Annotated in this window: 16 protein-coding genes and 2 CRISPR repeat arrays; of the genes, 7 read left to right on the top strand and 9 right to left on the bottom strand. The window is 45.3% G+C overall.

Annotation, left to right across the window (positions count from 1 at the left end):
- Positions 1–985: 985 nt before the first annotated feature.
- A CRISPR array of direct repeats spans positions 986–2,394; the repeat unit is 28 nt; unit sequence TTTCTAAGCTGCCTGTGCGGCAGTGAAG.
- A gap of 137 nt (positions 2,395–2,531) precedes the next feature.
- The 8 genes from cas6f (C9I99_RS04635) to C9I99_RS04600 form a co-directional block, all read right to left on the bottom strand.
- The gene (gene cas6f / locus C9I99_RS04635) at positions 2,532–3,086 is read right to left on the bottom strand and encodes a type I-F CRISPR-associated endoribonuclease Cas6/Csy4 (protein ID WP_107347643.1); all 555 of its coding nucleotides are present in this window, start codon (positions 3,084–3,086) and stop codon (positions 2,532–2,534) included.
- Positions 3,087–3,088: 2 nt separating this feature from the next.
- Positions 3,089–4,075, bottom strand: a complete 987-nt coding sequence (gene csy3, locus C9I99_RS04630; protein ID WP_107347642.1) for a type I-F CRISPR-associated protein Csy3 — start codon at positions 4,073–4,075, stop codon at positions 3,089–3,091.
- A gap of 16 nt (positions 4,076–4,091) precedes the next feature.
- Positions 4,092–5,024: a type I-F CRISPR-associated protein Csy2 gene (gene csy2, locus C9I99_RS04625; protein WP_166645450.1), complete on the bottom strand. Its 933-nt coding sequence runs from the start codon at positions 5,022–5,024 to the stop codon at positions 4,092–4,094.
- A complete protein-coding gene (csy1, locus tag C9I99_RS04620) occupies positions 5,024–6,307 on the bottom strand; it encodes a type I-F CRISPR-associated protein Csy1 (protein WP_107347640.1) in 1,284 nt (427 codons plus the stop codon). Before csy1 ends, csy2 begins: the two co-directional genes overlap by 1 nt.
- Positions 6,308–6,342: 35 nt before the next feature.
- Positions 6,343–9,648: a type I-F CRISPR-associated helicase Cas3f gene (cas3f, locus tag C9I99_RS04615; RefSeq protein WP_107347639.1), complete on the bottom strand. Its 3,306-nt coding sequence runs from the start codon at positions 9,646–9,648 to the stop codon at positions 6,343–6,345.
- On the bottom strand, positions 9,645–10,619 hold the full coding sequence (gene cas1f, locus C9I99_RS04610) for a type I-F CRISPR-associated endonuclease Cas1f (RefSeq protein ID WP_107347638.1): 975 nt from the start codon (positions 10,617–10,619) through the stop codon (positions 9,645–9,647). Before cas1f ends, cas3f begins: the two co-directional genes overlap by 4 nt.
- A 643-nt stretch (positions 10,620–11,262) precedes the next feature.
- On the bottom strand, positions 11,263–13,977 hold the full coding sequence (locus C9I99_RS04605; RefSeq protein ID WP_107347637.1) for a P-loop NTPase family protein: 2,715 nt from the start codon (positions 13,975–13,977) through the stop codon (positions 11,263–11,265).
- Positions 13,978–13,979: 2 nt separating this feature from the next.
- Positions 13,980–14,783 carry a WYL domain-containing protein gene (locus C9I99_RS04600; RefSeq protein WP_107347636.1) on the bottom strand — a complete coding sequence of 268 codons (804 nt, stop codon included), beginning with the start codon at positions 14,781–14,783 and terminating at the stop codon, positions 13,980–13,982.
- 142 nt (positions 14,784–14,925) lie between these two features.
- Between C9I99_RS04600 and C9I99_RS04595 the strand changes: the two genes are divergently transcribed.
- The 5 genes from C9I99_RS04595 to C9I99_RS04570 all read left to right on the top strand — a co-directional run bounded on the left by C9I99_RS04595 (position 14,926) and on the right by C9I99_RS04570 (position 21,522).
- Positions 14,926–16,077 (top strand): hypothetical protein, encoded by a 1,152-nt coding sequence (locus C9I99_RS04595; RefSeq protein ID WP_107347635.1) that lies wholly within the window; start codon positions 14,926–14,928, stop codon positions 16,075–16,077.
- On the top strand, positions 16,070–17,185 hold the full coding sequence (locus C9I99_RS04590; RefSeq protein WP_107347634.1) for a type I-F CRISPR-associated protein Csy2: 1,116 nt from the start codon (positions 16,070–16,072) through the stop codon (positions 17,183–17,185). The genes C9I99_RS04595 and C9I99_RS04590 overlap by 8 nt, the downstream gene beginning before the upstream one ends.
- Positions 17,178–18,212, top strand: coding sequence for a type I-F CRISPR-associated protein Csy3 (csy3, locus tag C9I99_RS04585; protein ID WP_107347633.1), 1,035 nt, complete (start codon positions 17,178–17,180; stop codon positions 18,210–18,212). The genes C9I99_RS04590 and csy3 (C9I99_RS04585) overlap by 8 nt, the downstream gene beginning before the upstream one ends.
- Positions 18,190–18,747: a type I-F CRISPR-associated endoribonuclease Cas6/Csy4 gene (gene cas6f / locus C9I99_RS04580; RefSeq protein ID WP_107347632.1), complete on the top strand. Its 558-nt coding sequence runs from the start codon at positions 18,190–18,192 to the stop codon at positions 18,745–18,747. Before csy3 (C9I99_RS04585) ends, cas6f (C9I99_RS04580) begins: the two co-directional genes overlap by 23 nt.
- Before the next feature lie 129 nt (positions 18,748–18,876).
- A CRISPR array of direct repeats spans positions 18,877–20,464; the repeat unit is 28 nt; unit sequence GTTCACCGCTACATAAGCGGCTTAGAAA.
- Between the two features lie 587 nt (positions 20,465–21,051).
- Positions 21,052–21,522: an OsmC family protein gene (locus tag C9I99_RS04570; protein WP_107347630.1), complete on the top strand. Its 471-nt coding sequence runs from the start codon at positions 21,052–21,054 to the stop codon at positions 21,520–21,522.
- A 51-nt stretch (positions 21,523–21,573) separates the two neighbouring features.
- On the opposite strand, the gene C9I99_RS04565 is transcribed toward C9I99_RS04570, so the two are convergent.
- Positions 21,574–21,825 (bottom strand): hypothetical protein, encoded by a 252-nt coding sequence (locus tag C9I99_RS04565; protein WP_107347629.1) that lies wholly within the window; start codon positions 21,823–21,825, stop codon positions 21,574–21,576.
- A 161-nt stretch (positions 21,826–21,986) separates the two neighbouring features.
- Here C9I99_RS04565 and C9I99_RS04560 point away from each other — a divergent pair, with 161 nt between their 5' ends.
- Both C9I99_RS04560 and C9I99_RS04555 read left to right on the top strand, forming a co-directional pair.
- Entirely contained in the window at positions 21,987–22,916 is a 930-nt protein-coding gene (locus tag C9I99_RS04560) for a putative 2-dehydropantoate 2-reductase (RefSeq protein WP_107347628.1), read from the top strand.
- A gap of 119 nt (positions 22,917–23,035) precedes the next feature.
- Positions 23,036–24,280, top strand: coding sequence for a DEAD/DEAH box helicase (locus C9I99_RS04555; protein WP_107347627.1), 1,245 nt, complete (start codon positions 23,036–23,038; stop codon positions 24,278–24,280).
- Positions 24,281–24,358: the final 78 nt, after the last annotated feature.

The raw sequence follows: 24,358 nt of genomic DNA, 5'->3' as shown, positions 1-24,358 counted from the left end.
ATCGATGATTTGAATGGTAGGAACTCATTTCTGCATCATAGATATTTAACCAAAGCATTACTGACTAAAATTCACGCTTACTTCAATTTTCTTGGGTGTGGGTCAGTCCTCACCATAATGGATGGGTCCAACTCGGTCTTTTAGGCACCACTTAGGGGTGACGTAATACAAGGCCGGGTCGTAAGTCATTTCAAACCGAATTGCTTGTTTATTGTCAGTTGGATATTCATATCGTCCAGTGTGATTGCATTGAACTCCGGTACAGTGTAAACAGCCATGAGCCATATATGCGTAGTCGCCTGATTTGTTATAGATGTGCTCCGTGGAGCCAATCATCTGCTCTAGCATCTCTTTTTTGGAGATAAATCGCTCAAAACGAGGTAAGCAGAACTGTTCCAATATTCAGCCTGATGTATCAAAGTTCCTTGCTCTGTATATCATGCAATACCGTTGAAATAATTGTTTGGGCCACCACATTTTAGACAGTGTGTTTGGTTGTGGCTATTCAGATAAAACAACATATAGTTCCTTCGGGAGATTTTTTGATAGAACAATGCCCAGGCTGTACAAGGGAGAGTGATCTTTGCCTACATACAAGTCAAGCTCATCCAGAGCATCATTTATGATACTCTAGATCCCGTCTAGGCCGTATTTCAGGCGGAAGCCCTCAGCGCCTTTCAGAGTCAAAAGGGCGACCTCAATCACCTTCCCTCCATCAATTCATCCAACTGAATGGCTATTAATTACAGACCCCAGCCTCCATTACAAAATAAAGCAACGTTTGAATCTACTGGGCTGTTCTCGATCAGGAGGCGAAACTCATTGAGCAAATTATGATGAATATGACGATAGGGTGATAATGTGGTCAATTCACGCAATTGGTGTTGTAACGTATCCTTGATCATTGGAAGCATTTTCTCTGCTTTGTACTTTGTTGCAGGCCTCTCTGGGGAAGTATGAATTGGAGATTGAGCTGAAACAGGTTTTTTCTAGCTGCCTGTGCGGCAGTGAAGGAAGCATTATCCAGTTATGCCCTGTTCTCGATTTTCTAAGCTGCCTGTGCGGCAGTGAAGAAAAAGTGAAATTAGAACAGAGCAAATCGGGTTTTCTAAGCTGCCTGTGCGGCAGTGAAGAGAATACGGCCACTTTAAGCATGGTGTTGCATTTTCTAAGCTGCCTGTGCGGCAGTGAAGTGAGGGAACAATGAATAATCTAATTGATATGTTTTCTAAGCTGCCTGTGCGGCAGTGAAGCCTACCTTTCCCTCGACGCTAACCAAGTCTTGTTTCTAAGCTGCCTGTGCGGCAGTGAAGACGTTAAGCGCAGGAGTGGGAAATATGTTGAATTTCTAAGCTGCCTGTGCGGCAGTGAAGTCGATAACTTGTAGGGATGGGGCTTGCTCTGATTTCTAAGCTGCCTGTGCGGCAGTGAAGGGAAACGGTCGATAGTTAGTTTAATTTCGCTGTTTCTAAGCTGCCTGTGCGGCAGTGAAGAGCTCGCTTATGGAGCTAGCAAAGTTTAATCATTTCTAAGCTGCCTGTGCGGCAGTGAAGGCGGCCCGTGCTGAGATAGACCGCTTAGAAGATTTCTAAGCTGCCTGTGCGGCAGTGAAGATAATGTTATTCCAATGTCACAGAAAGACATTTTTCTAAGCTGCCTGTGCGGCAGTGAAGCCTCAATGCTGGTTCGCCATTGTCTCGATCGATTTCTAAGCTGCCTGTGCGGCAGTGAAGATTGGCCAGCTCCATCACCTCGTGTAGCGCCATTTTCTAAGCTGCCTGTGCGGCAGTGAAGAGCGATATGGCGGGTCATTATGCCGAGCTGGATTTCTAAGCTGCCTGTGCGGCAGTGAAGGTGTGTAATTAGTATACACCGTAAACCCTTACTTTCTAAGCTGCCTGTGCGGCAGTGAAGTAACCAGTAGCGCACCTTTGCAAGCAAGTGGATTTCTAAGCTGCCTGTGCGGCAGTGAAGCCGTTAATTGACGTTTGACCGCTAACATTAGTTTTCTAAGCTGCCTGTGCGGCAGTGAAGACCATGACGTTTATTTAGCTGGCGAAATCATTTTTCTAAGCTGCCTGTGCGGCAGTGAAGATTTGAATATATAAACTTTTGACCGCCTGCTGTTTCTAAGCTGCCTGTGCGGCAGTGAAGGACATAGCAGCCAAAACATTTCTTTTCTATCATTTCTAAGCTGCCTGTGCGGCAGTGAAGGTTAATGTCTACGGGGATTTTCATTTCATGTTTTTCTAAGCTGCCTGTGCGGCAGTGAAGGAACAGCGTCGTCGCCAGCTTGAAGCGGCGTTTTTCTAAGCTGCCTGTGCGGCAGTGAAGCGAGGCAAAAAGCCTTAATTTGATAGATAACATTTCTAAGCTGCCTGTGCGGCAGTGAAGTGGAGATAATACTGTTTAACATTCTATTTTTAAAGAGCTTATAAGGAAATCAGCGAGCAAACCCTTTTTTTTCTTCATCTTAAGCCAATTTTAAAATCAGTGACTTATGGGTGTTGTAAAAAAAAGGGTTTAGTAGATTAGAACCAAGGTACAGTTGTTACTCGACTTAAACCGTAGCTGTTTATTGGCCCCGTCTTTGGTTCAGAAAGTAGCTCGCCTAACGCCACATAAACCCGCATATTTTGGCGGCTAGATAAGCTCTTAAATTGCAGAAAGGGTAGTTTTAGTTCCTGTTGCCCTTCATCAGGAATACAATGAAGCGCCTCCTCTTCCGTCAACCAGCCTTTGGTAATCGAGCGCTTACGGCGATTATTGACCGATTTTTTTTGCACACGATAAATGCTTCGGTATCCCTTGATGTCGGCAGGCACTTTTTGTACTGCACTCACCTTGATATAATCGCGTAGTCCTTTTAGCCATGGTAATGCCATTAGTTGGTTCAAATTTACATCAGTGCCATGCAACCGAAGTAGATCTCCTAATGAACGATGGTACCTTGGAAAACTTACTGCAATTTTGCCTGGTAGAGCTTGCGCCGTACTGCGATGAAATATAGCGAACAAGTTATTCATCAACGCAGGCGCTGATATTTCGAGATCAGGCTGAAGCTGAATATCCAGATAGTAGTTCATAGTTACTCCCCGAATACACCACCACGGATCAGCATTGCTATCACGTAGTGCTGTTGATCCAGTCCCGGGGCCTTATCTTTTAGTAACCAGCTATCCAGCAGGTTATAAAAGTCGGTTTTCGCTTTAGGTTTACGGTAAGCTACACCGCGATTAGTCACACTGCCATAAGGTTCGATAGCAATAGGACCAAATTCATCTGCCTGAGGATACCATGTGTCGATGGTGCGTAATGCATTCCCCACTTTCTGCGAGTGCATAGCTGCTTGCCCGTTCAGTTGATAAAGGTACTTACTTTTGTCACCGCTACCTGAGTTCATCACCAGCTCTTGTGAAGGGAATACAGTTTGCCCGTCTCCCAGCTGGCTAAATGCTTCGACTTTCAGAAGTGTTGCCTTTTCGCCCATCAAACCTTGCTCAATAACTGCGGTAATTTCTGTTAAGCCTTTATTTTTTGCGTCAAACGCTTTTAGGCTGAGTTCGTGTGCATCAAATACCCATTGTTTTTCTTCGTGCGAGATACGCACTTCCACTGCCTCTGCCCCCACACGATTGCGCCATAAGAAGCGACCATTGGCGAGATTAGTCGCGTAGCGATGTGCAATTGTTTTAAAACCATTGCTTTCAACGTAATGGCAGATAACAGAAGCCAAAGCTGTTTGATAATCAGGGTTGTTACAAGTTGATGGTGTCGACAAATCACCCAATACGCGCAAGGTAAATTGCAGTTTTAGCGTATCGGCATCGAAAGGCAATGCCGCATTGTCTACTGTTTGTGGGTTAGCTTTTTCTACTTCGGCATCAATCTTACTGGCTTTTGCGCCTTTGATACGGTTAGATATGGTACCGCGCACTGATTTTTCAAATACTGGCACAGGTTGCCACGATCCAACATTGTCACGCTGTTGCCAATTACCGGCGAACATCAAGGCATCAGAGCACGCGAGTTTAGATTCGAAAGCCAATACAGAAGGTGTCGTTAATTTAGTCATAAATTTCCCCTTAATCTTAAAAATCGTCGTCGAAGTCATCGCTCGACATAAACTGCGTTGCCACCACTGATGTGGTGTGACAGACATAAAAAGGATCGCTGTAACGATATTGCCAAATAATGTCGCTGAGGTTGCTGATGCGGCTCGGACTGCCAATCCACTCTGCCACGCTATAGACTGACTCCACGAAGCTCACTGGTGATTGAGTATCTCGCACATTTGCAACTTGGCCTGCCGCTAACGTTGGAGCGATTTTCTTATAGCCGATTTGCACCGGAACGAGGTAGCCCGCAAATGGCTTGGCGGCGCGCTGCCAACTTACTTGCTCTTCACCTTCTTCGTTTTTGTTGACCTCACATACATATTTGAATGCTGAAAAGTCGAGCCAATTTTGAAGCGTATTATTGGGAATGGATGCATTGAGATCTGCTAGGCACTGGCTGGCATCAGCCAACATGAAGCCTGGCAGTAGCTTGCGCAACTCACGTTTATGCTGGGCCGGGTCGAGTTGATAACAATCGTCGATATTGGTAATCACACCACCGGCCAGTTTGTGCTGTTGTGCTAGCTGCTTGAGGTAATTTAATTGCTTAGCTTTCGTTTGATCGCTCGCTGTATTTAGGCCATCACATTCAATGATTAACGATACCGTGAGATGCATGCGCCCTTCTTCGACAATGGGAGCGGATTTGCCTTCTTTTGTTAACGGGTTGCGAGTTAGTGCGAAGGCATAAGGTTCATAAGGAGTATTGCGATAGCAGTGCACTTGATGTTGATGACAGATAATGCCGCAGCCGGCTAACGTGAGTTGATGCTCACTGTTTATTGCTTTTCTTGATAACGCATGAATAAATCCTAGAAAGTGGCTAATTGCTGGAAACCCCCACGTAATGCCAGAGATAGCATTTGCATTGGCAATGCTTACACCTTTTAAAACCAGATAACCCATTATTTCACCTCCCATAGCAATTGTTTGAATTGCTGCCGCCATTCGTTGACTTCACCTGCTCCTAATAAGAACTCACGGCGTCCCGCTCTAATGACACTGTCTTTTAGCCATAAGCCAAATTCCGCACTCAAAGGCTCCCGCCAATCGCTATTATCCTCGTGCCACTTCGAGTTATTGGGATCGAGCCATCGCGCGGAAAAGGTTGATAATTGAGTGTATTCGTCACTCCAACCTGCTGGTAGGGTTTGCCATACCAGCACTGCGTTTAAGGCTGCTTCCGCAATTTCATCCACTTTCTGAGTTAGTGTTTCTCGATGAGCTAGGGTGCTGGTTTTGTCCATGTTGGCTTTAATAAATAAAGCGAGGTAGTAAATTAGCTGGCGAGTGGCAATTCGTACTGGATATTGCTCAAATATCAATGCGGTTTGACTCAGCTTTGGTCTTTGGTTTTGCCATTCAGGGGCACGGGCATCTAGCAGATACGTTAGGCCGCCACGGGCTGAGTTAAGTTGAGATATATTTTGTGGCTTCGTCCCCCCAGCCATAGTGATTGCCACATTGGGGTAAGTAATCAACTCCTCTTCAGAGGGGTTGTTTGCTTTACGTGCATCACGGATGGCTTTCATTTCTTGGCTAAAACGCGAATGTTGGATCTCTCTATATACGGCTTGAGAGAGTGACGATGAGTATAAGGGGGCCAGAAGGTGATAACCTGAAGGATCTTCCGTAACAGGAAAGTAAACCTGTTTACTTAAGCGATGGCTACTCGGTGCATTGTCTTGCATGGCGGCTGAAAAGCCTTCTAACCAGCTTGCTAGCTGGGAGCTATTATCAGCCAACGTCGCTAAAGGTTCGGATAGGCCTTGCTTGATGTACTCCAACAAGGTTTTGTCATTTTCGTCAGCCAGTTGCAGTAGTTTAGCTACATCTAATGCTGCTGCATTTCCTACCGCATCAATTGCTGGTTGAGCTAAGCAAAAGGTATCAAGATAGCGACCGTGACAACCCATTTGTTCTGCAAGAATATTGCTGCCCTTAGCTGCACTATGGGTAAACTTCACCGCATGGGTTGCCATGCTGATCTGTCCGGCTTTTTTGGCGGCACTGTCGAGCCATGCACTGACGGTAAAGTCGGTGTTCAACTTGACTTGCTTTTTGGATAGCAAAGTAAGTGCTTCGTTATCATTGTCGGCTTTGCTTATTTCTTTATCGAGCGTTTCTTGTTTCGTTGCCTTTCGTTCTGCGATGTAAGCAACAATCCGCCTGGTTAATAATGATGGCATGCCACCTCCTTGTAGCGAAAATTGAAAACGTGATGTTAAGGTGTGAAATACTTTCCCTCAAAAAAGCCCAGTAACGGAGAATAAAGCCACTTTTTCCCTGTTAACTCTCTCAAGTTGATTGTGCTGTAACGGCATTGTGAACTTTTAAGCTCTATCTCGCTCTCATCGGTCAGCTGTTCTAACAGCTGCAAGAGGTTGCTTTCTCCAAACGCACTGATCCCTTCTGCTTGTATCGGTGATGGAGCCAGCTGTACTTTATCTGAATCAATGAATTCCTCGCTTAAGTCATCCCATTCCAGCAGCGCTATTGATTCGTAATTCTCGTCAACATCGACAATGTACTCGATGCTCGGTGTGCTTTTGCGAAACTGAGTTTGACGTTGGATTTCACCAAACAGGTGAGCATATTCCGATGCCCACCACACTCGACCTTTATCACGTAAGTTGAAGTTTAAGGCCAAGTGCTCTAAAGCAATGAAACTATCAGTACACATCGTTTCTTTGCGATATAAAACTTCTGGCTGTTGGACTCTTGGTGCAGCACTAATGACGCCAAAGGCGTCATTTGGAAGTAGTGACGGATCGGTTAGATCATGGTTTGGTAGCTTCAGCCATTGTTTTTCGGTATGTGGTTTAGCTGTATTGGTAAGGTAGGTATTCTCTGACTCAAACCCAGGTTTGTAATAGGCAGGACATTGGTTTTGACAGGCCTTAAAATTCTTATTTAAAACAAGGATATTTTCTACTTTAGGTATAATGCGACGGTGGCGTTGTACTCGTCCCGATAACTGAATGATTGAGCGCATTGAACTTGGTTCTGCTATTGCCCAGTCATAATCGTGGTCTCGACCAACTTCAGCTACGGGTGTTGCCAGCACTACAAACAAATGGTGTTTTTCAGGATAGCGAGACATCATCTGTTTTACTTTTGGGTGGTCTGTAATTGGCCTTTGGGGGGCTCTTTTGAGTAGACTATCGAGTTCATGTTCAAGCGCAGAACGCACCAACAAGGGGTGCTGGCTGTGATAAACGCAATAGTGAATACGAGTGTCAGTCTCTGGTGAAAGTGAAAATAGCGTATTAGCTACAGCCAGCATGGGTTCAATATTGGCCATTCGTACTAAACCTGCTGAAAACGTTTTACCTCCGTGTATGGTGTGATGGTGACGCGCGAGTTGTTGTGAGTGGTGCAGTATGGCTCGTGCGAATGCATCTACCGGGTTAGCATTTTCATTTTCTAGTTTTATCAGTCTCCCGCGATGCAGTGGTTCGCTGGCCTGGACAAGTTGTTTAACCCGCCCGTTAACAAATTCACTATGTCGTTGTTGAAAGGTTTTTTTGTCGGCAATAAGATCACTAGTTGCATTAAATTCATCAACCCATGCTGCTACAACGGTATTATTTTGCGTGAAACCGTTTGCTGCATTAAATTGTGTTCGCCCATGCAAGTAGGCATCGAATAGGTCGCATACCAATGCTGGTGGTAGTGTTGCTGAAGACAGGATGACGCGTGAGCCTAACAAACCCGCCCAATAGACTAACCGACAAAGTGCTGGTAAATCAGCAATATCGAAGTCATCGGGTTCATCAAGAATTAGATCACTAGTCATTAAGCGCAACATGGGGCCAATTTGACGCCCACCTCGCACACCTTCAGTTGCGGGAATAAGGCGGTCAATGGTGCTTACTGAAATTGGCGCACTGATTAATTTATGCAGATTGGCGCGGCTGTCATCTTTGAGCCATCGGTTTAAATAGGTATTGTCTAATTCACCATCATATTTGACATAGTCATCGTCAAACATCTGTTGGGATTCACTACCAGTGAATGTTGAGGTCGATTCTTTTGTTGCATCAACGCCTTTTTTATTGTGGTCGTAGAGGTCTTTGACAGCTTGCGAGCCAATAGTCACGGCGATATCATCGTTGTCGAGACTCAGAGTCTCTTTCAACGCATCTCCTGTTTGCAGTGTAAGTGTACGAAGCCCCAACGCGATATTAAAACGGCACCCTTGTTGTTGGTCACCGAGCGCATAGGCCATCTTAGCGCTTGCAATGGTTTTACCTGTCCCTGTCGAACTTGCTAAAACAGCAAACAAGCCCTTTTCCTGCGCGCGATGCTTCTCAACAGTTAACACTTCATAAGCACGATTTTGCCAGCGAAACCTAGGGTGACTAACGCGCTTTTTCAGCTTGGGATGGCGGATCAGCGTAGGTAACGTACTGCGCAAGCTCGGCAATACTTTTGCGAGTCGGTAGGCATTGTGGGCAACACCCACGCAATGCTCATCGAGCTTTTGTTTGAGGGTTTTGGTTTTGCGGTTGGTATTAGCATACGCCTGATAGTCAGGGTCTTGCCAGTACTCATGTGCGACATCTGATGAATAAGTATGATCAGCCAACATAAGCACCATACGCGCGACATGCATTGGGTAAGCTAGTTTTAAACGCGCATACTCACCCAAGCTAGGTAATTGCAATGCTCGTGTTGCCAACGAGGTCGCTTTAGCTCGCCAAGTACGACTTTGGAAGGGCAAACCAAACGGAAATTTATTGCACTGTTGTTTTTCTACTTCGGTGAATTTGAGGTGATTGACAGCGTTCCATTCCACCCCGATCCCTTGATTGAACCAGCGTTCTGCAGCATGGATTTCAGGGCTCACGGAATCTGAATTCTGCTGCTGAGGCAGACGGTGATGCGACATTATCAGCCAAGCAATCGCTGCCGCAAGGGGGCTGTAAGTCGCAATTTCGGCAAATACGACACGTTCACTTAATTCAACATTTTTGAGAAAGGTTTCGTCGCCATTCGCTGTTAAGTTGCACAAAGCGTTAAGCCAAGTTTTGTCATCGCGGTTCGCAACAAAAGCCAAGAAAAGTTGCATCGATATCCACTCATGGCGGTAAGGCTCATACCCATCACCTTTGCCACGTAACTTTGCTTGAAACAACGCATTGGCTTTACCAAAGTCGTGAAATAGTCCTGCAATACTTGCCATCAAAGCAATGGCCTGATTACTGTGCATGTTGCTTTCATCACCTGCACGAATAATGTCGCGCTGGGTACGATTGGTTGGCACTGTTCCTTCTAAATTAAATTTGCTGCGTTTACCCACCACCCACATTAACTCAGTGTGATTCTTACCGTAAATGCGATAGCAAGCGACGGCAGTGTTTTTACGCGCGCTCGTTTTCAGTAACATGCGCAGGGTCTTCATTCCTTCGTAGGTGATTGGCGTTTGCCAGCAACGCTGTCCTTTTCGCTCGCCAAATTGATCCAATACACGACGTGTTTCAACGAGTGCTTGTTTGCTGCATTCAGAAATCAACAAAATGTTCATTCCATCCTCTTCGCACACTGTTCAGCCGTTGTTTGTAATGTATCAATCATTACATCTAATGCATTCCCTGAGCGAAGCTGGTTGAGGCACCGCTGACGAAACTCTTGTTCATCATCGCCTGCCATTGCGGCAATAAAGGCTTGAGGTAATATCAGGGCATCTTTCACAATATCAGCAACGTCAAAGACCAAACCACCACGACGTGTTTTACCATGTAAAACCGCTAAGCCGTGCGGTAGTCCAATCACCCAACACGCTGTTGCGGCAAGCCCATAAGCGAGATAGTTACCGTGATCTAAAAACTGATTAGCCGTATCGTTACTGTTTCCGCGTTCTGAACGAGTGAAATCACCATAGCTAACCGCTTGGCATGCTAGTTTGTAGAGTATTTTTGTGGTTGACGCTTCAAGCAGCAGCACGTCTTGAGTTATTCTGCAATCGGCAAGTGTACGCTCAAATCGCTCTAACACGGGGAGCAGTTGGGTCTCAGGGGCTGGAAATTGTCTTTGCACATTTGCTGATAGCCAGTACTTCTTAATCATGGCTAATCGCGCAAGTTGAAATTGTTTTGCTGCTGCTAATCGCTTATTGTCATCAAACCAGAAGCTGACCCACTTCTGTAGGTATTCAGTTGGACGGTATTCTGATTGAGGTGTCAGCCAGGCGACATCGACTTCTACTTCATTACCCGAAAACAAGGGTGTACCACCGCCACCGCAAAAGCCAACTAAGACCCCCGCTTTTGCAAACTCTCGCATTGCTGATTGTGTCACCGAGGTGCCTGTACCTAATAAGATTGCGGTGGTGTTAGCAATCGGAATATTCCAGTATAAGCTTTCTTTGCCTTGGTCTGTTACATATTCAACGCGGCCGCCATTAACTAATACTCGGCAGTGTTGCAGGTAATAGAGATTTGCACGTTTTGAGTGTAAGACCGTTTTCATATCGCTCGGAGAAAACATGCGTTTCATGATTACTTCCTTTTACCTGCGCTGAGTGTTGAATAATGATTGAGATAGCCTTTTATTTGAATGAGGGACACGGTTAGTAGTGCTACAAATTAAAAACGTATCTAATTGGCCTTCAAAGCGTAGTAGAACTAATAAATTAAGGTATCACTAGTATGCAACTGGTATCAATTTGTTTTATTCAAACCTTGAATTGACTCAAAAAATGATATTACTGTGCTGACTATAACCTTGCGTTGGATACCGGTTAGTTCTTGCCTTGTGGTGAGAGATGTTAAGTCGTATTTTGAGGTTATCTTGCCGGAAGGGTTATCGAGATAGTAGTGATTGTAATTCACTTTTACTAATTAAGGTCTGAGCTCTTGGTGGCAAATACTTAGAACTTAGTGACACACTACATAATTTATTTATCATGAGTTATGGTCATGTAAAGTTGCTGGGCTGGGCTGGGCTGGGCTGGGCTGGGCTGGGCTGAGGTGAGGATGTTGGCTCCAATATCAGTGAATAAGCGCTCGCCCTTGCCCTTGCTGTCGTTCTGCTAGGAATTGATGCTTAAAAACCCTGCTTACCTGACTGCGCCGAATAAGGACGTTTCTAGCAAGCAAGGTTTTTCATTGAACGAAATCCTCGCATCTACCGCTTTCTATCAATTTTTTGCAAACTGAAATGCCATTGTGGGGCTGTAAGTCAGTTTAAAATCTCGCTCTATTGTTGCTGATAAAGATACACGCATCCCCATCTCAGTGGGAATATTGGCTTTCTTGCAATGGTGAATAAGGCTATCAAAGTCCCAAGTTAACCATGCACGCTCAAGCTTCGGCACAAACTCAACGGCTGTGAAGGGTTTAGAGGCCCAGATCCCCTTTTCATTGAAACACCACTCGGTCAAAGTAAATACATCGCTTAATTCGAAATAACGTTTGCAGTCCTTTTCTCGCAGCGGATAATCCACATAGAGACCTGAGGTGAGCCAAGCAACCTTGTTGCGCCTTTGCAGTGTCAACAATGAGATTGGATCTTTAATCACATCAGAGATGTGATTATCTTCGCATGCTGTCATTGGGTTATCAGCAAACCGTAAAAAGGCACTGAATTTATCCAGTTGATGCTCAGGTAACAACTTAAGTAATGAGTGTGATGGAAACCGGTGTTCTTTAGATTCAAGCCCCGGAAATTTGTAGTGGGCGTTAATATCACAGTCGCCTTGGAGAACACATTTGAGATTGCGTTCTAGGAAGATGATATTGGGGGCCGACACCGGTTTTCGTCTATGGCGGTTCACTCTGCCTGCGGTTTGTACCATGCTATGCACGCTAGATGGCTCAATAATGGCCCAATCGAAATCATGATCGCGTCCCACTTCTTCTACCGGACTGGCTATCAACACCAGCTGCAAGTGTTCGCTGGGGTGGGTGGTAATCAGTTGCTCCAGGTAAGGGTGGGAGATTGTATCGCGACCTGTTTTTCTCGTAAGCAGCTCATCCAGCATTTGTTCTTTCAATGAACGCTGAACTAATAAGTCCTGACTATGATAAGTCGCTACTAACGCTGTTGGGACCATGTCATGGACCATAGAGGTTATCATCGGGATATGCTTGATGTTAGCAATTCTAATTAGCCCAACTGACACGGTTTTTTGCTGACACGCACTTTTCCAGCCATGGTGTTGATGTAAGTGTTGAATCGATGACACTAGACAGTCAGCTAAGGATTGACGACCAGTGATCTTTGGCGTCACTTTTACTGATTTTGTCTGGTCAGACAAAGTCAGCCATTGGCGTTCGGCACGAAGCATGTAATTTGCATATAAACCCCCAATGTCGCTGTTTTCATCATTATCGACAAGGGGTTTGATATAGTCGCTAATTATCACCACCTGGTGCTGACAGGTGGTCGATTGTAATGCGGAATACATAGCCAATCCTGAACGATAGGCTGCAGCCAATTGCGTTACCATCACTGGTGGTAATGTCGCACTGGAGCACACCACATTTCGCCCAAGCATGATTGCGACTTCAACAAGGCGACAGAGGGCGACAAAGGCTTTGGGGTCGTAGTCGTCAATCTCATCAATGATCACATCACTATGCATTACTCGCAGTAACGCCTGAACATGCATACCTTGTTTGTGTGGTTCTCCTGCAGCGATGAGATAGTCAACAGTGGAAACAAGGCAAGGTGGGATGAGCAGTGGGACCGATTTGGGTTTTGTAACACAGTATTCAGATAAAATACGTGGGATTTGGAAATCTTGATTGCTGATGGCATCAAATTCTTTGTCATCCATGCCAGTTGAATCATCGTGAACGTCATCTCGCTGCAGCCCTGACTTCATTTTCTTGACTGTTTTATCGCCAATGATTGTCGATATATCAGCATTGGTCATTTCAAGCTCACACTTAAACACCTCCCCGGTCTGCAAGGTGAGGCTTCTCAATCCCAATAAGGTCGTAAACCTAAAAGAGTCCTCCTCTGCACATAGCGATAGCAATGCACGAGCATTCATACGTGTTTTTCCTGAACCCGTGCTACCTGAATTAATCACCAATGTTGGTGTCTGTTTGTTTAAGGATGACAGTAGATCTGCCGCTTCATTTTGCCACTCAAATCGGCTGCTTACAGGAGCGGGTTGGCCAATCGCCTTGCGTGAATCGGCTGATACACCCGGCAGTTGTAATGATGAAAGGTGTTGGCCAAGTTGATACGCCATGTCACCAACATGCTTTAGGTGATAAGTGAGGCTTTGATTCGCTTGATGACCTTTAATGGTGTTCGCGTAAACCTCGGCATGCTCGCAAATATGCTGAGACGACACCAGATGATCAGCCATGATGAGGTAGAAACGGCTCAGTAATATGACTGCCCTTGCGGCATGAGGCGATAACGTGTTGTTTAGGTCCAACTCATCATGTTGCTGCATGGCATCAAGCTGATGAACTAACGCCAAGTATTGAGATGGAACTTGGTGAAAGTCAGTCTCTTGTTCATGTCTTTTCCAGCCCTTTAGAAAGCCGTCGGCAGTGGGCCATCTTTGACTATCAGCACTGAGTAGAGAGTGGTGGGTTGCAACCACACATTTTAACACCGTACCTAAATCTGTTATCGGTTGTTTTGTTGACCCTAAAAGATTGTCGATGTTATTCCATTGTGCCAACAATGTCGGCAGTGCTTGGCCATTTCGAAGTGCTTCGAGGTGGTTGATTATCTCCACGGAAACCCATTCATGGCGAATTGGATCTTGGGATGGCCAAGAGGGGTTTTTATTGTTGATATTGAGTTTTTTTTGAAACAGTGCGGTGCCTTTACCAAGGTCATGGGTCTGGCCAGCAAGTCTAGCCATTTGACTGATCAGGAGTTGCATCTCTAAATCTCCTTCAAGTCTGTCAGCAGTGGCCAAATAAAGGTTGTTTGAGCCTCTGGTGCACATGACCTCTTCTTAAAATCCGGAATAAATCGAGGCGAGATACTTACTTGGTCAGTGCCGTTTAGATTCAGCTGGTGTCGGATGACCTGTTTTTGCGGCTCGCTAGCGGCTGGATTCAGTTTTGCCTGAAAGCGTACCTCAGCGTCATTGTCCATCAAGCCAGGTAAATGACTAGGTCTGCGTCGATCGGATTTTTCAGCACTGACGATTCGGGAGACATGAAAAGATTTCAGTAGTTTACCCGGACTCGACAAGTCGTTAGCCATCAGATAAATATCTTCTCCATGAACTTCAAACTGCTGCGGATATACCGTACGAATACTCCCTTCGTCCCTAACTTTTAGACCGACGTAATGAATGTCCACACACAACTGCTGCGACATACGTTTAGCAATCAGCATCAATGCGCCTGGCTGAATCGGTGTGCAGGGATGAGAAGGGCGATGACGTACTTCTATGTCTATACCCAGCGCCTTGAAATCATTACCTCGTTCAACCAGATCCCGCGCTAACTGAGTGTCCCCGACATAGTGGGGTGGTTTAGCACCAGGTCTTTTCACGATCTTACGCCCCTCACGCCGGAGCAATTCAGGCTTAAGCGCAACAGAGAGTGAAAGCTGCTGACTTGCTTGGGTATTACCGATATCCGGAAAAGCCCTTTGCAGGTCGGCCCGCCGGACTTCCCCCCATCGAAACGCCCGAATAACAACCCACCTCAACACCTCATCAGTTCGCTCTTTCATGATAGGTACCTTTAATGAACTTTTTTCAAGTTAATAAGAATTATGTTCGAAATTCGAATATTTTCGGGATGCATAATGCTTTCACTGAACTATTCTATGTTAGTACATTTATTGTTCAGTTAGATAAGTAAAGGGAGCGGGAATGGCCAGCAAAAAGAATAATTGCCTTTCAGCAGAGGAATATGCATCTGCACATTCTCAGCTGGTTGATTTCTCCTTCAAGTTATTTAACTCGAACATTAAAGGGGGGATCCGTATATCTGACAATCAGAGACGAGAGCTTCCTTATGTTTGTTTGCAAAGTGCCCGAGCGGAGAAGGCAGAGATATGGCGAGATTACTGTCAAAACGGGGGAACGGAAGCCAAACCATATAAACACTTTCGCTCTCATCGACATAATGATATTGACGCTAAAATCGCCAGTGTTGAGGATGACATTGCGTCATTAATTCATAATGCTAAAAATAAAGAGCGGATAAAGCAGAAGAAAGATGAGCTTACTCGTCTTAAGCAGACGGCAGAACTGCAGCGTGACACCAAACATGTTGTGCCTAGCTTACTTAGCCAAGTAGCAGATTATCAGGAAATCGGGTTCGATAAGCTCAACGCGCGACTGCCGCAAGTGTTGGTTCATCAAGAAGGCGATGCTTACTTGGCAATTACCCCTTTGCAATCAGCCGGTTTGGCTGAGCATTTCTATCAAACGGCTAATAATACAGGTCTTTATCATGCAGGACAGTATAACCGGCTCCAACGTTCGATTGGGGGAAGTAATAGCCAAAACGCTGGAGGACTGGTTAATTACCTAACGTCTCCCATACGTATCAAAGCGCCCATCGAAAATGATGAACTGCGCAAAGCGCTTGGGTGGGCGTTCAATGGCGTTTCAATGAACATCAACCAAACGGATCTGAAGGCTTTTATCGATTATCGGGCACTGTATATTGAGCGACTTACTGACAGCCAACAAAGTATTCATTATCGCCAGCGGCACTTTAACCAGTTTTTAATAGTCGTTGAACACTACCTTGTACGCTTACGTTACGCCCGGGATCAGGTGCAGAGTGTTTTGGATGAGATGCCTGTTTTCGATTCACAATGGCGATCATTGAAAGAGGTGAGTCGGGTCTATTGTCTTGCCCCTGAGTTAAATGAATCACTTTACCACGAGATGGCGCGCTGCATCGTGCAGCACGTAATGCATGTCGCACGTATTAACGATCAGTATTTGGCACTACGTGAAGATGAGCAGCGTGAATTGGTCATAGCGTTGAAGGAGCAGATCAATGAGTAAATACTCTTATTTGCTTATCAAGCGACTTGAAGTCAACAACGTGAATGCCCTGACGCATTATCTGGTTACTAACGGTCCCAGTGTCAGTGCTGCTGTTGGGGTAGCGCACGCCATATGTCGATTGAGTCAGTATGGCGTTGAAGATTTTAGAGGTGTGGCGCTTATCCATCATGACGCATCACTTCAGGCTGATTATGACCAATATGGCAAAGCATTGCCTATACAGCGTCGTGGAGCCAGCTTTATCAATAGTGCAGACTATGCTTCTACGATCAAAAATGGCACCAATATTAGCCTGTCTCTTCAACCTAGCGTTACCCGACATGAAACGATCAGCCTTGTATTAAGGCTTGATAACGAACATGACTTGGATGAACGCCAAATAATTAGTTTTTTACGTGGGGGACGGTTCGCTGGTGGCCACATTCAGCGATACAGTGGCGTCAGTTTTCATGACTCATTGACTGACGTTAAAACACATTTAGGGTCTGGTTTTGCAGTTATGGATAAATCAGATTTGATTGCAGGCAGTGGGTTTAACACTGACCATGCACTACTTGATTATCTACACATTTACAGCGAGCAAATCACCGCTGCTGCGATTGACGCCGTGAAACAGTCCCATTTTCATTGGATCGAAGTTCAAGCTGACACAGATATAAATGCCAACCTAACGAATGACATTGCGAAGACGTTTTCTGAGGCTTTGGATTTTCTTGATGCCATGCAGCTTTCGTATGATCATGATGATTGGAAACCCCAACCTCCCTTAAAGTACTTGTCTCAGCTCAAAAAGAAGCTATGCAATAAATTATTCAAAGCCGGCACATTATCGGAAAAATTTGAACCGTGTCTCGTTCCGATAGAAGAATGTATTGCGACGTTTAATTGGTTGAGCGCTACCTCTTTGGGATATGCGCTTATCAATGAACCAACACAGAGAACCAATGCGCGAGCAGGGTACAACCATGCTTTTGCAGAGCCATTACTGGGTCTAGTTCAGTACCGTTCAATTCGCCAAACCGTCGATGCCGAACTGCCTTTTTGGCAGGGGCACTGGCGAGACAACCACACATTCATTTTAACGACACAGGTGGAACATGAGTAAATTAGCAAAATTACCAGAGGTCCTAGCGACTCAGCGCGGTTATGTGGTTACTGATGGTCAGTTTTTTAATGTGCTGCCTTCGGATCGTCGAACGCCTGTGGAAGTAATCAATCACACCGTGATTGGCGTAGACAACAAAAAACTTGATACTAACGGATTCAATAGCCTTGCCAACCCACAGCGCATTGATTCAGCTAAGCTGGACCCTAACGCACTAGCCTATGAGGTTGTGTTTCAACTGTCTTTCCTACCCATAGACAGCGTCCTTAGCAAAGTTGCGGGTACCAATAGTCAGGAGTTAAAGGCTAGCTTAAAAAAATTTCTTCAGGAATCCAACCGCAGCGAAGGACTTGCGGAGATTGCGCACCGTTATGCACGTAATATCTTCAATGGTCGCTGGTTGTGGCGAAATCGAATGACGGCCAAGTCAGTGAAGATCTCTGTGTCAGTGGGTGAGCAAAACCTTGGAGCCTCGAATGCTCTGGCCATTCCACTAAATGACTTTGACGTATACGTAGCAGAAGAAAAAGCACTGGCTGCCATTATTTTTCAACAACTGCAGGGCATCAATGAAGATGAGATCAAAGTTACCGCGTTATTAACACCAAGGGTTCAAGGTTCTATTGAGGTATTTCCCAGCCAGAATTATATCGACAAACAAAAAGGCGCCAAAGGAGTGAAATCAAAAAGCCTGTACGTACTTAATAGGCGCCCACTGCAGGAGAATCACGGTGAAATGTTTGTCGTCGGTGATGCTGCACTGCGAGACCAAAAAATTGCAAATGCAATTCGAACAATCGATACCTGGTACAGTGATGACCCCCACATCCGGCCCATAGCAATTGAACAATTTGGTGCTAACTTGGATGATCAATGCTTTTATCGTAAAGGCGGAAAATCGTCGGGTATTGATGCATACAGCTTAATGAAGCAATGCGGTGAATTAGATCCGAATACCCCTGAGGGCATGTATTTCATTGGTTGCCTAGTGCGAGGAGGGGTCTATGCTTTATCCAAAAAAGACTAATTTTCATTACATTGACATTCGGGTAGTCACGCCAGAGGAGATGTCAGTTCCTGAACTCCGCAACGATGTTGTGTCTCGATTGCACGATATCTTTGCTGATGCCCCTAAACACAGCTTTGCCCTGGCTTTTCCCGAGTACCGAGGTCAGTTTCTTGGCGACATTATTCGGGTGTTCGGGATTGACCGAGTTTTGATGGATATGCTGCTAACTCAGATGCAGCATCATTTCTTTTTTCGAGACTACACGGATGTGAGTCCGATTAATACCGTGCCCGAAGACTTTAAAGGCCCCTATGTCAGTTATGAACGTTATCGAGTACCTAACCTACGGAGTAACGAGGGCAAGCCCCACAGGCGAGAGAAACGACTCTTAAAGGCAAAGCAGTTACCTCACTTAAAGGTGACTAGTAATGGCAACAAGAAAACTTTTTTGATCCCAATTTTGATGATAGAAGTGGACGGTAAAACGCCTTTCACACCAAATGGGTATGGTCTGGGAAGTAGCGCGAATAAAATTGCGTTGCCCTATGTTTAACCCTTTTTTTTAGCTCACATGTAAGTGATTGATTGTTAAAGTGTGAATTAAAGCTCGATAAAAAAGGGTTTTTTCGATGTTATTGGTGTAAGTGTATGTCTTAATATACTTTTTATCATTTTGGTTTCAGTTCACCGCTACATAAGCGGCTTAGAAAACATCCAGGCCGGATACCGCGAGCATCTTGTCGTTCACCGCTACATAAGCGGCTTAGAAACTAGTTGCGCCATTACTTTAATCACTAACAATGTTCACCGCTACATAAGCGGCTTAGAAATTATTGCCAAAATAATTCAGGGGGCAGCAGAAGTTCACCGCTACATAAGCGGCTTAGAAAAAATAGTGAAATTAGGAAAACCACTAGAGCGCGTTCACCGCTACATAAGCGGCTTAGAAAGTACATTCTCGCTAAGGCTAAACGGATTCTACGTTCACCGCTACATAAGCGGCTTAGAAAAGCTCCGACCGCCACCACGAAATTCTAGTTGAGTTCACCGCTACATAAGCGGCTTAGAAATAGTACCGGAAGCAAATAACATTGTAGAACTTGTTCACCGCTACATAAGCGGCTTAGAAAGCGAGATGTACCGCAAGGCGCTGAAAATCTTCGTTCACCGCTACATAAGCGGCTTAGAAAAAGACACGGCCAATAGCAATGTGGCTGGTCTTGTTCACCGCTACATAAGCGGCTTAGAAATTTTGTAAAGAGACTAAAGCTGTAGCGTTGAAGTTCACCGCTACATAAGCGGCTTAGAAAAGTTTCCTGATAGTAGCGCTCAAAAGAATCAGGTTCACCGCTACATAAGCGGCTTAGAAAGCGCTCAAACTCGGCAAACACGGCCAGCAGCTGTTCACCGCTACATAAGCGGCTTAGAAAATGAGTAACGAGTTCTACCAGCTGCCTACTCAGTTCACCGCTACATAAGCGGCTTAGAAACTGGTTCGAGTTTATCAATAACCCTAACGAACGTTCACCGCTACATAAGCGGCTTAGAAAAGCCTCAGCTTTTCGGAATAATTCATTAATCTGTTCACCGCTACATAAGCGGCTTAGAAATCGCATCGAGGACTGTCACCGGACACGGCTTTGTTCACCGCTACATAAGCGGCTTAGAAAGCCGATAATTTCACCGCCACTTTCTAAGATACGTTCACCGCTACATAAGCGGCTTAGAAATCCATATAGATAGTGTCATTATCCCCGTTCCCGTTCACCGCTACATAAGCGGCTTAGAAAAGCGACACCGCCTACAGTTAAAGCCAAACCATGTTCACCGCTACATAAGCGGCTTAGAAAATAGCGGAATTAATCGCGCCGTGGTCTGTAGTGTTCACCGCTACATAAGCGGCTTAGAAAAAGGAGCAGGGCGAGGAAGAGAAAGCCGAGGCGTTCACCGCTACATAAGCGGCTTAGAAACAAGGCAACAAGGCTTATGAGGCTGGCTACATGTTCACCGCTACATAAGCGGCTTAGAAAACGGGTGCGAAGGTGGACGTAATGTTCCTCCTGTTCACCGCTACATAAGCGGCTTAGAAAAACCCGCGTCGATAACATAATGTAAATGCATAGTTCACCGCTACATAAGCGGCTTAGAAATGTTGCTCGGTTACTTCGGGCGTGTCGAAAGTGTTCACCGCTACATAAGCGGCTTAGAAATCGCGAGCAAGATTGAAGATGATTTGCCGATCGTTCACCGCTACATAAGCGGCTTAGAAATGCGCACCACGTTTTTCTCGGGGATTGCCTCGGTTCACCGCTACAATGACATAGCAACTTACAGGTAGGGGAATGATCATAGTATGTCTCTATGTCTCTATGTCTCTATGTCGAATTATTGATAAATTGGAAACACTAGGGAAGATCACGGGCATCGTCTTCAAGACTGGCTTCGAAATGCGATAGGGCATGTTCTAGCTCTTCCGTTAATAATTGTACTTCTTCATAGTTTCCCATTTTAATTGCACTACGTAACTTATCCCTACATTGTATCAGCTTCTCTCTTGCCGACTGTTTGGCAAAAAGGCTTCGTAGACTGTCCGCTTGATCCATAAATCAACCTCATATAAACCACATCCTAAGATCAGTATCTCTGCGGATTTTTCTATAATGCTATGTGTGAGTGAGCTATTGTGCTCCTATGCAAAAGATATCATAGCGATATAAAGCTGTACCAAACATGATGTGATTGGTTTCACAAATAAACGATTCAAAATGCTGAATTAGTATATTAATTAATATTAATTGCCGGAATGTTGCCAGTATGCTTGTTTGGGGTGGCGTTAATGTAAAGGAGCGCGGTGTTTATGATAGAGTTTGGATCTGAAATATCTTGGCGACGTAGTCAGCATGAGCCATTTATTGATAATCAATTTCACCGAAGTCACCAATGGCGCTTTGATGGTGGTGAAACTATAACTGCATCGGCTTCCCATCATATTGTCCCACAACCATGTTCAACGCCTGATTATGTCGATCCAGAAGAAGCATTTATTGCAGCATTATCAAGCTGTCATATGATGGCTTTCTTAACGATTGCAGCAAAGCGTAAGTACATAGTTGATAAATACAATGATGAAGCGTTTGGAATGCTGGAGGAAGAGGGGGGAGGCAGAAGCTCAATCACGAAAGTAACACTAAGGCCTGCAATTCAATTTTCTGGGTCAAGAGTACCTTCAAGAGACGTGTTGGAAAAAATGCATCATGTAGCGCATGAAAACTGCTTTATTGCCAACTCGGTCAAAACCACGATCACTGTTGATATAATCGAATGTTAAATAATGCCACCAGTAAATTGTGTGGTGGCATTATGTTTTATGGCTTAAATCTTAGTGAAGCGGTTTCTTGGGGCCATTACGCACAAGATCTTTGCCGTTTTCGTATACGTCGTCAGTTACCCAGCGGCCAAGCAAAAGTTGATGTTTATCATCAAGTACTGCAACAAAGTGGCGACCATCTGCATTGTTGGTTGCTAGAGCAATCCCAGCAACGTTTGTTAGGCCCATACCACCGTTTTCTACTGAAAGCAGAAATGCCTCTAGTTCGTCTAGGTTAGTGATAACATCATTTTCATTGATCATAATTTCATCTTATTCTTACTGTTGTCCTTTCCCTATTTTACAGCGGTTAACAGCGAAATTGAATTTTTGCTGATTTAGTTGCTTAATATAAATCCGACCTAAGAAAATTTGGTAGGGTATATTAAGAATATCGTGATGCATGGATCAGGGGACCTAAAGGAATGGATCATAAAACCTACGCAGTCATTGGAACCGGTGCGATTGGTGGATATTACGGTGCGCGATTGCACCATGGCGGATACGATGTCCACTTCCTGCTCAACAGAGATTATCAATTCGTTAGTGAGCATGGGTTAAAGGTTGAGTCCCATTACGGTGACTATTCAATACCAGCCGATACAATCAAGGCGTACAACACCAGCCACACAATGCCGAAAGCCGATGTTGTGATAGTGGCACTGAAAACCACACAGAATCATCAGCTTGAAGAATTAATTCGTCCCTTGCTTAAACCGGACACGCTTGTTCTTTTATTGCAAAATGGAATCGGTGCCGAGCAGACGCTCACCAATCAACTTGCTCTCGACTATACCGCAGGTGGACTGTGCTTTATCTGCTCGAACAAAGTCGGGCCGGGTCATATACACCATCTCGATTACGGGCGGTTAACATTAGGGGTATATGGCGAATCGGGTATGCCCGCGTTAACCAGCGTTGCTGATGACTTTCAGTGCTGTGGGGTTGAAGTGGATGTTGAAAGTAGCATTCTTGATGCCCGCTGGAAAAAGCTATTGTGGAATGTGCCCTACAATGGGCTATCAGCTGTGTTGGATACCGATACTGCGCAAATCATGGCCTGTAGTGAAACGGTCGCACTGGTAAAAGCAATCATGCAAGAGGTGTGTATTGCTGCTGAAGCGATGGGGTCATCCCTTGATCCAAGCCTAATCGATACTATGTTGAACAATACCGCCAAGATGAAACCGTATTTGACCAGTATGCTATTGGACAGGCGTAATAGCCGTGAGATGGAATTGCAGTATATGTACAAAAATGTATTGGAGATGGCGGCAGAGCAGGGCGTTGATATGCCAAAGACTGAAGCTTTATATCATCAGCTGTGCTTTATTAATCGGCTAACGGCAGATTAGCGCGAATCATGCTGTGTTTACTTGCAAGGTTAGGCGAGTAAGTGCATCAAGTCCCTATAAAATCTTTGGATGGACTGGTAGACTGCGCATCCATTTTTCAATCGTGACAGTTAATGCCCATGACTTTTGCTTCGTTGCAATTAAATACGGTGGTATTGAGCGCATTGCCAAGCCAACTTACCACTCCAACAGACATACAGCGACTCGCAATCCCTACCATTATCAAGGGGAAAGATGTGTTGGCGTTGGCGCAAACGGGAAGTGGTAAAACCTTCGCTTTTGGTTTGCCGATGTTGCAGAAGGTCGATGCTGAGCAAAATGAGATCCAAAGTTTAGTTTTGGTGCCAACCCGTGAGTTAGCCTCACAGGTCACGACCTCTTTACAGCAAGTCGCTAACAAACTCGGCCTTAAAGTCACCATGTTATGTGGCGGTGTCTCTGCTGACATGCAAAAGGAAGAACTGGGATCGGGTGCTCAAGTGCTTGTTGCGACACCTGGGCGTTTACTGGATTTCCTCAGCAAAGAGATTGTGTCGCTGAAGTCTTTGAAACTCCTGGTACTTGATGAGGCTGATAGACTGTTGGAAATGGGTTTTTGGCCCGATGTACAGAAGATCATCTCTTTTGCTCCTGCCGCACGACAGACGTTGTTGTTCTCTGCAACCTTGCCTGAAACACTGGAAGCGGCTGCGCTAGGGGTGATGTATCAGCCGGAGCGCATTGCAGCTAACCTGCAGAACAGTGTGGTTGACGAAATCAAAGAGCAGCTTTATTTGGTTAACAAGGGGAGTAAACCTCAAGCCTTGATTGCTCTGTTGAAGCAAAACAACTGGCAGCAAGTACTTGTCTTTGTGAGCGAGAAAAAAGCGGCAGACACCCTGGCTAAGCGTTTGAATAAAGCTGGTATCAGCGTTGCAGCTTTGCATGGTGATAAAGATCAGTCGGCACGGGAACACACCCTTGCTGATTTCAAATCGCTTGAAACCCGAGTGTTGATCACGACCGATCTGCTTTCCCGTGGCATACATGTTGATGCGCTACCTGTGGTGATCAATGCGGATCTTCCCGAGAATGCGCCAGTCTATGTACACCGAGTTGGCAGGACTGCTCGTGCAGGCCAAAATGGTTTAGCCATTTCCTTAGTTTGTCATGGCGAAGCCGAGGCGCTGATGTCTATTCGCCAACTAACAGGCCGCTCGATGGAGACTGCCGAACTGGATGGGTTTCCAGTCACGGATAAGCCTGCCGAGCAGGTATCCAGTACTGAGCGAAAACGCCCGCCGCGCGACAAAAAAGCCAACCGCCGTAGTCAAGCGAAGAAGAGCATTAAGCAGTTTAAGCCAAAGCGGAAAAGTGGCGAGTAATCACCGTTTAAAATGCCAAGGATAGCAAGGTAATCTTCGCTATCTTGTTGGCATCGAGTTCTTGCTATTGAGTTCTCT

This window comes from Photobacterium lutimaris, from assembly GCF_003025555.1.
In the GTDB taxonomy this organism is placed as follows: domain Bacteria; phylum Pseudomonadota; class Gammaproteobacteria; order Enterobacterales; family Vibrionaceae; genus Photobacterium; species Photobacterium lutimaris.
The sequence above is the reverse complement of the archived record's forward strand: the minus strand, read 5'-3'. Positions and strand labels throughout refer to the sequence as shown.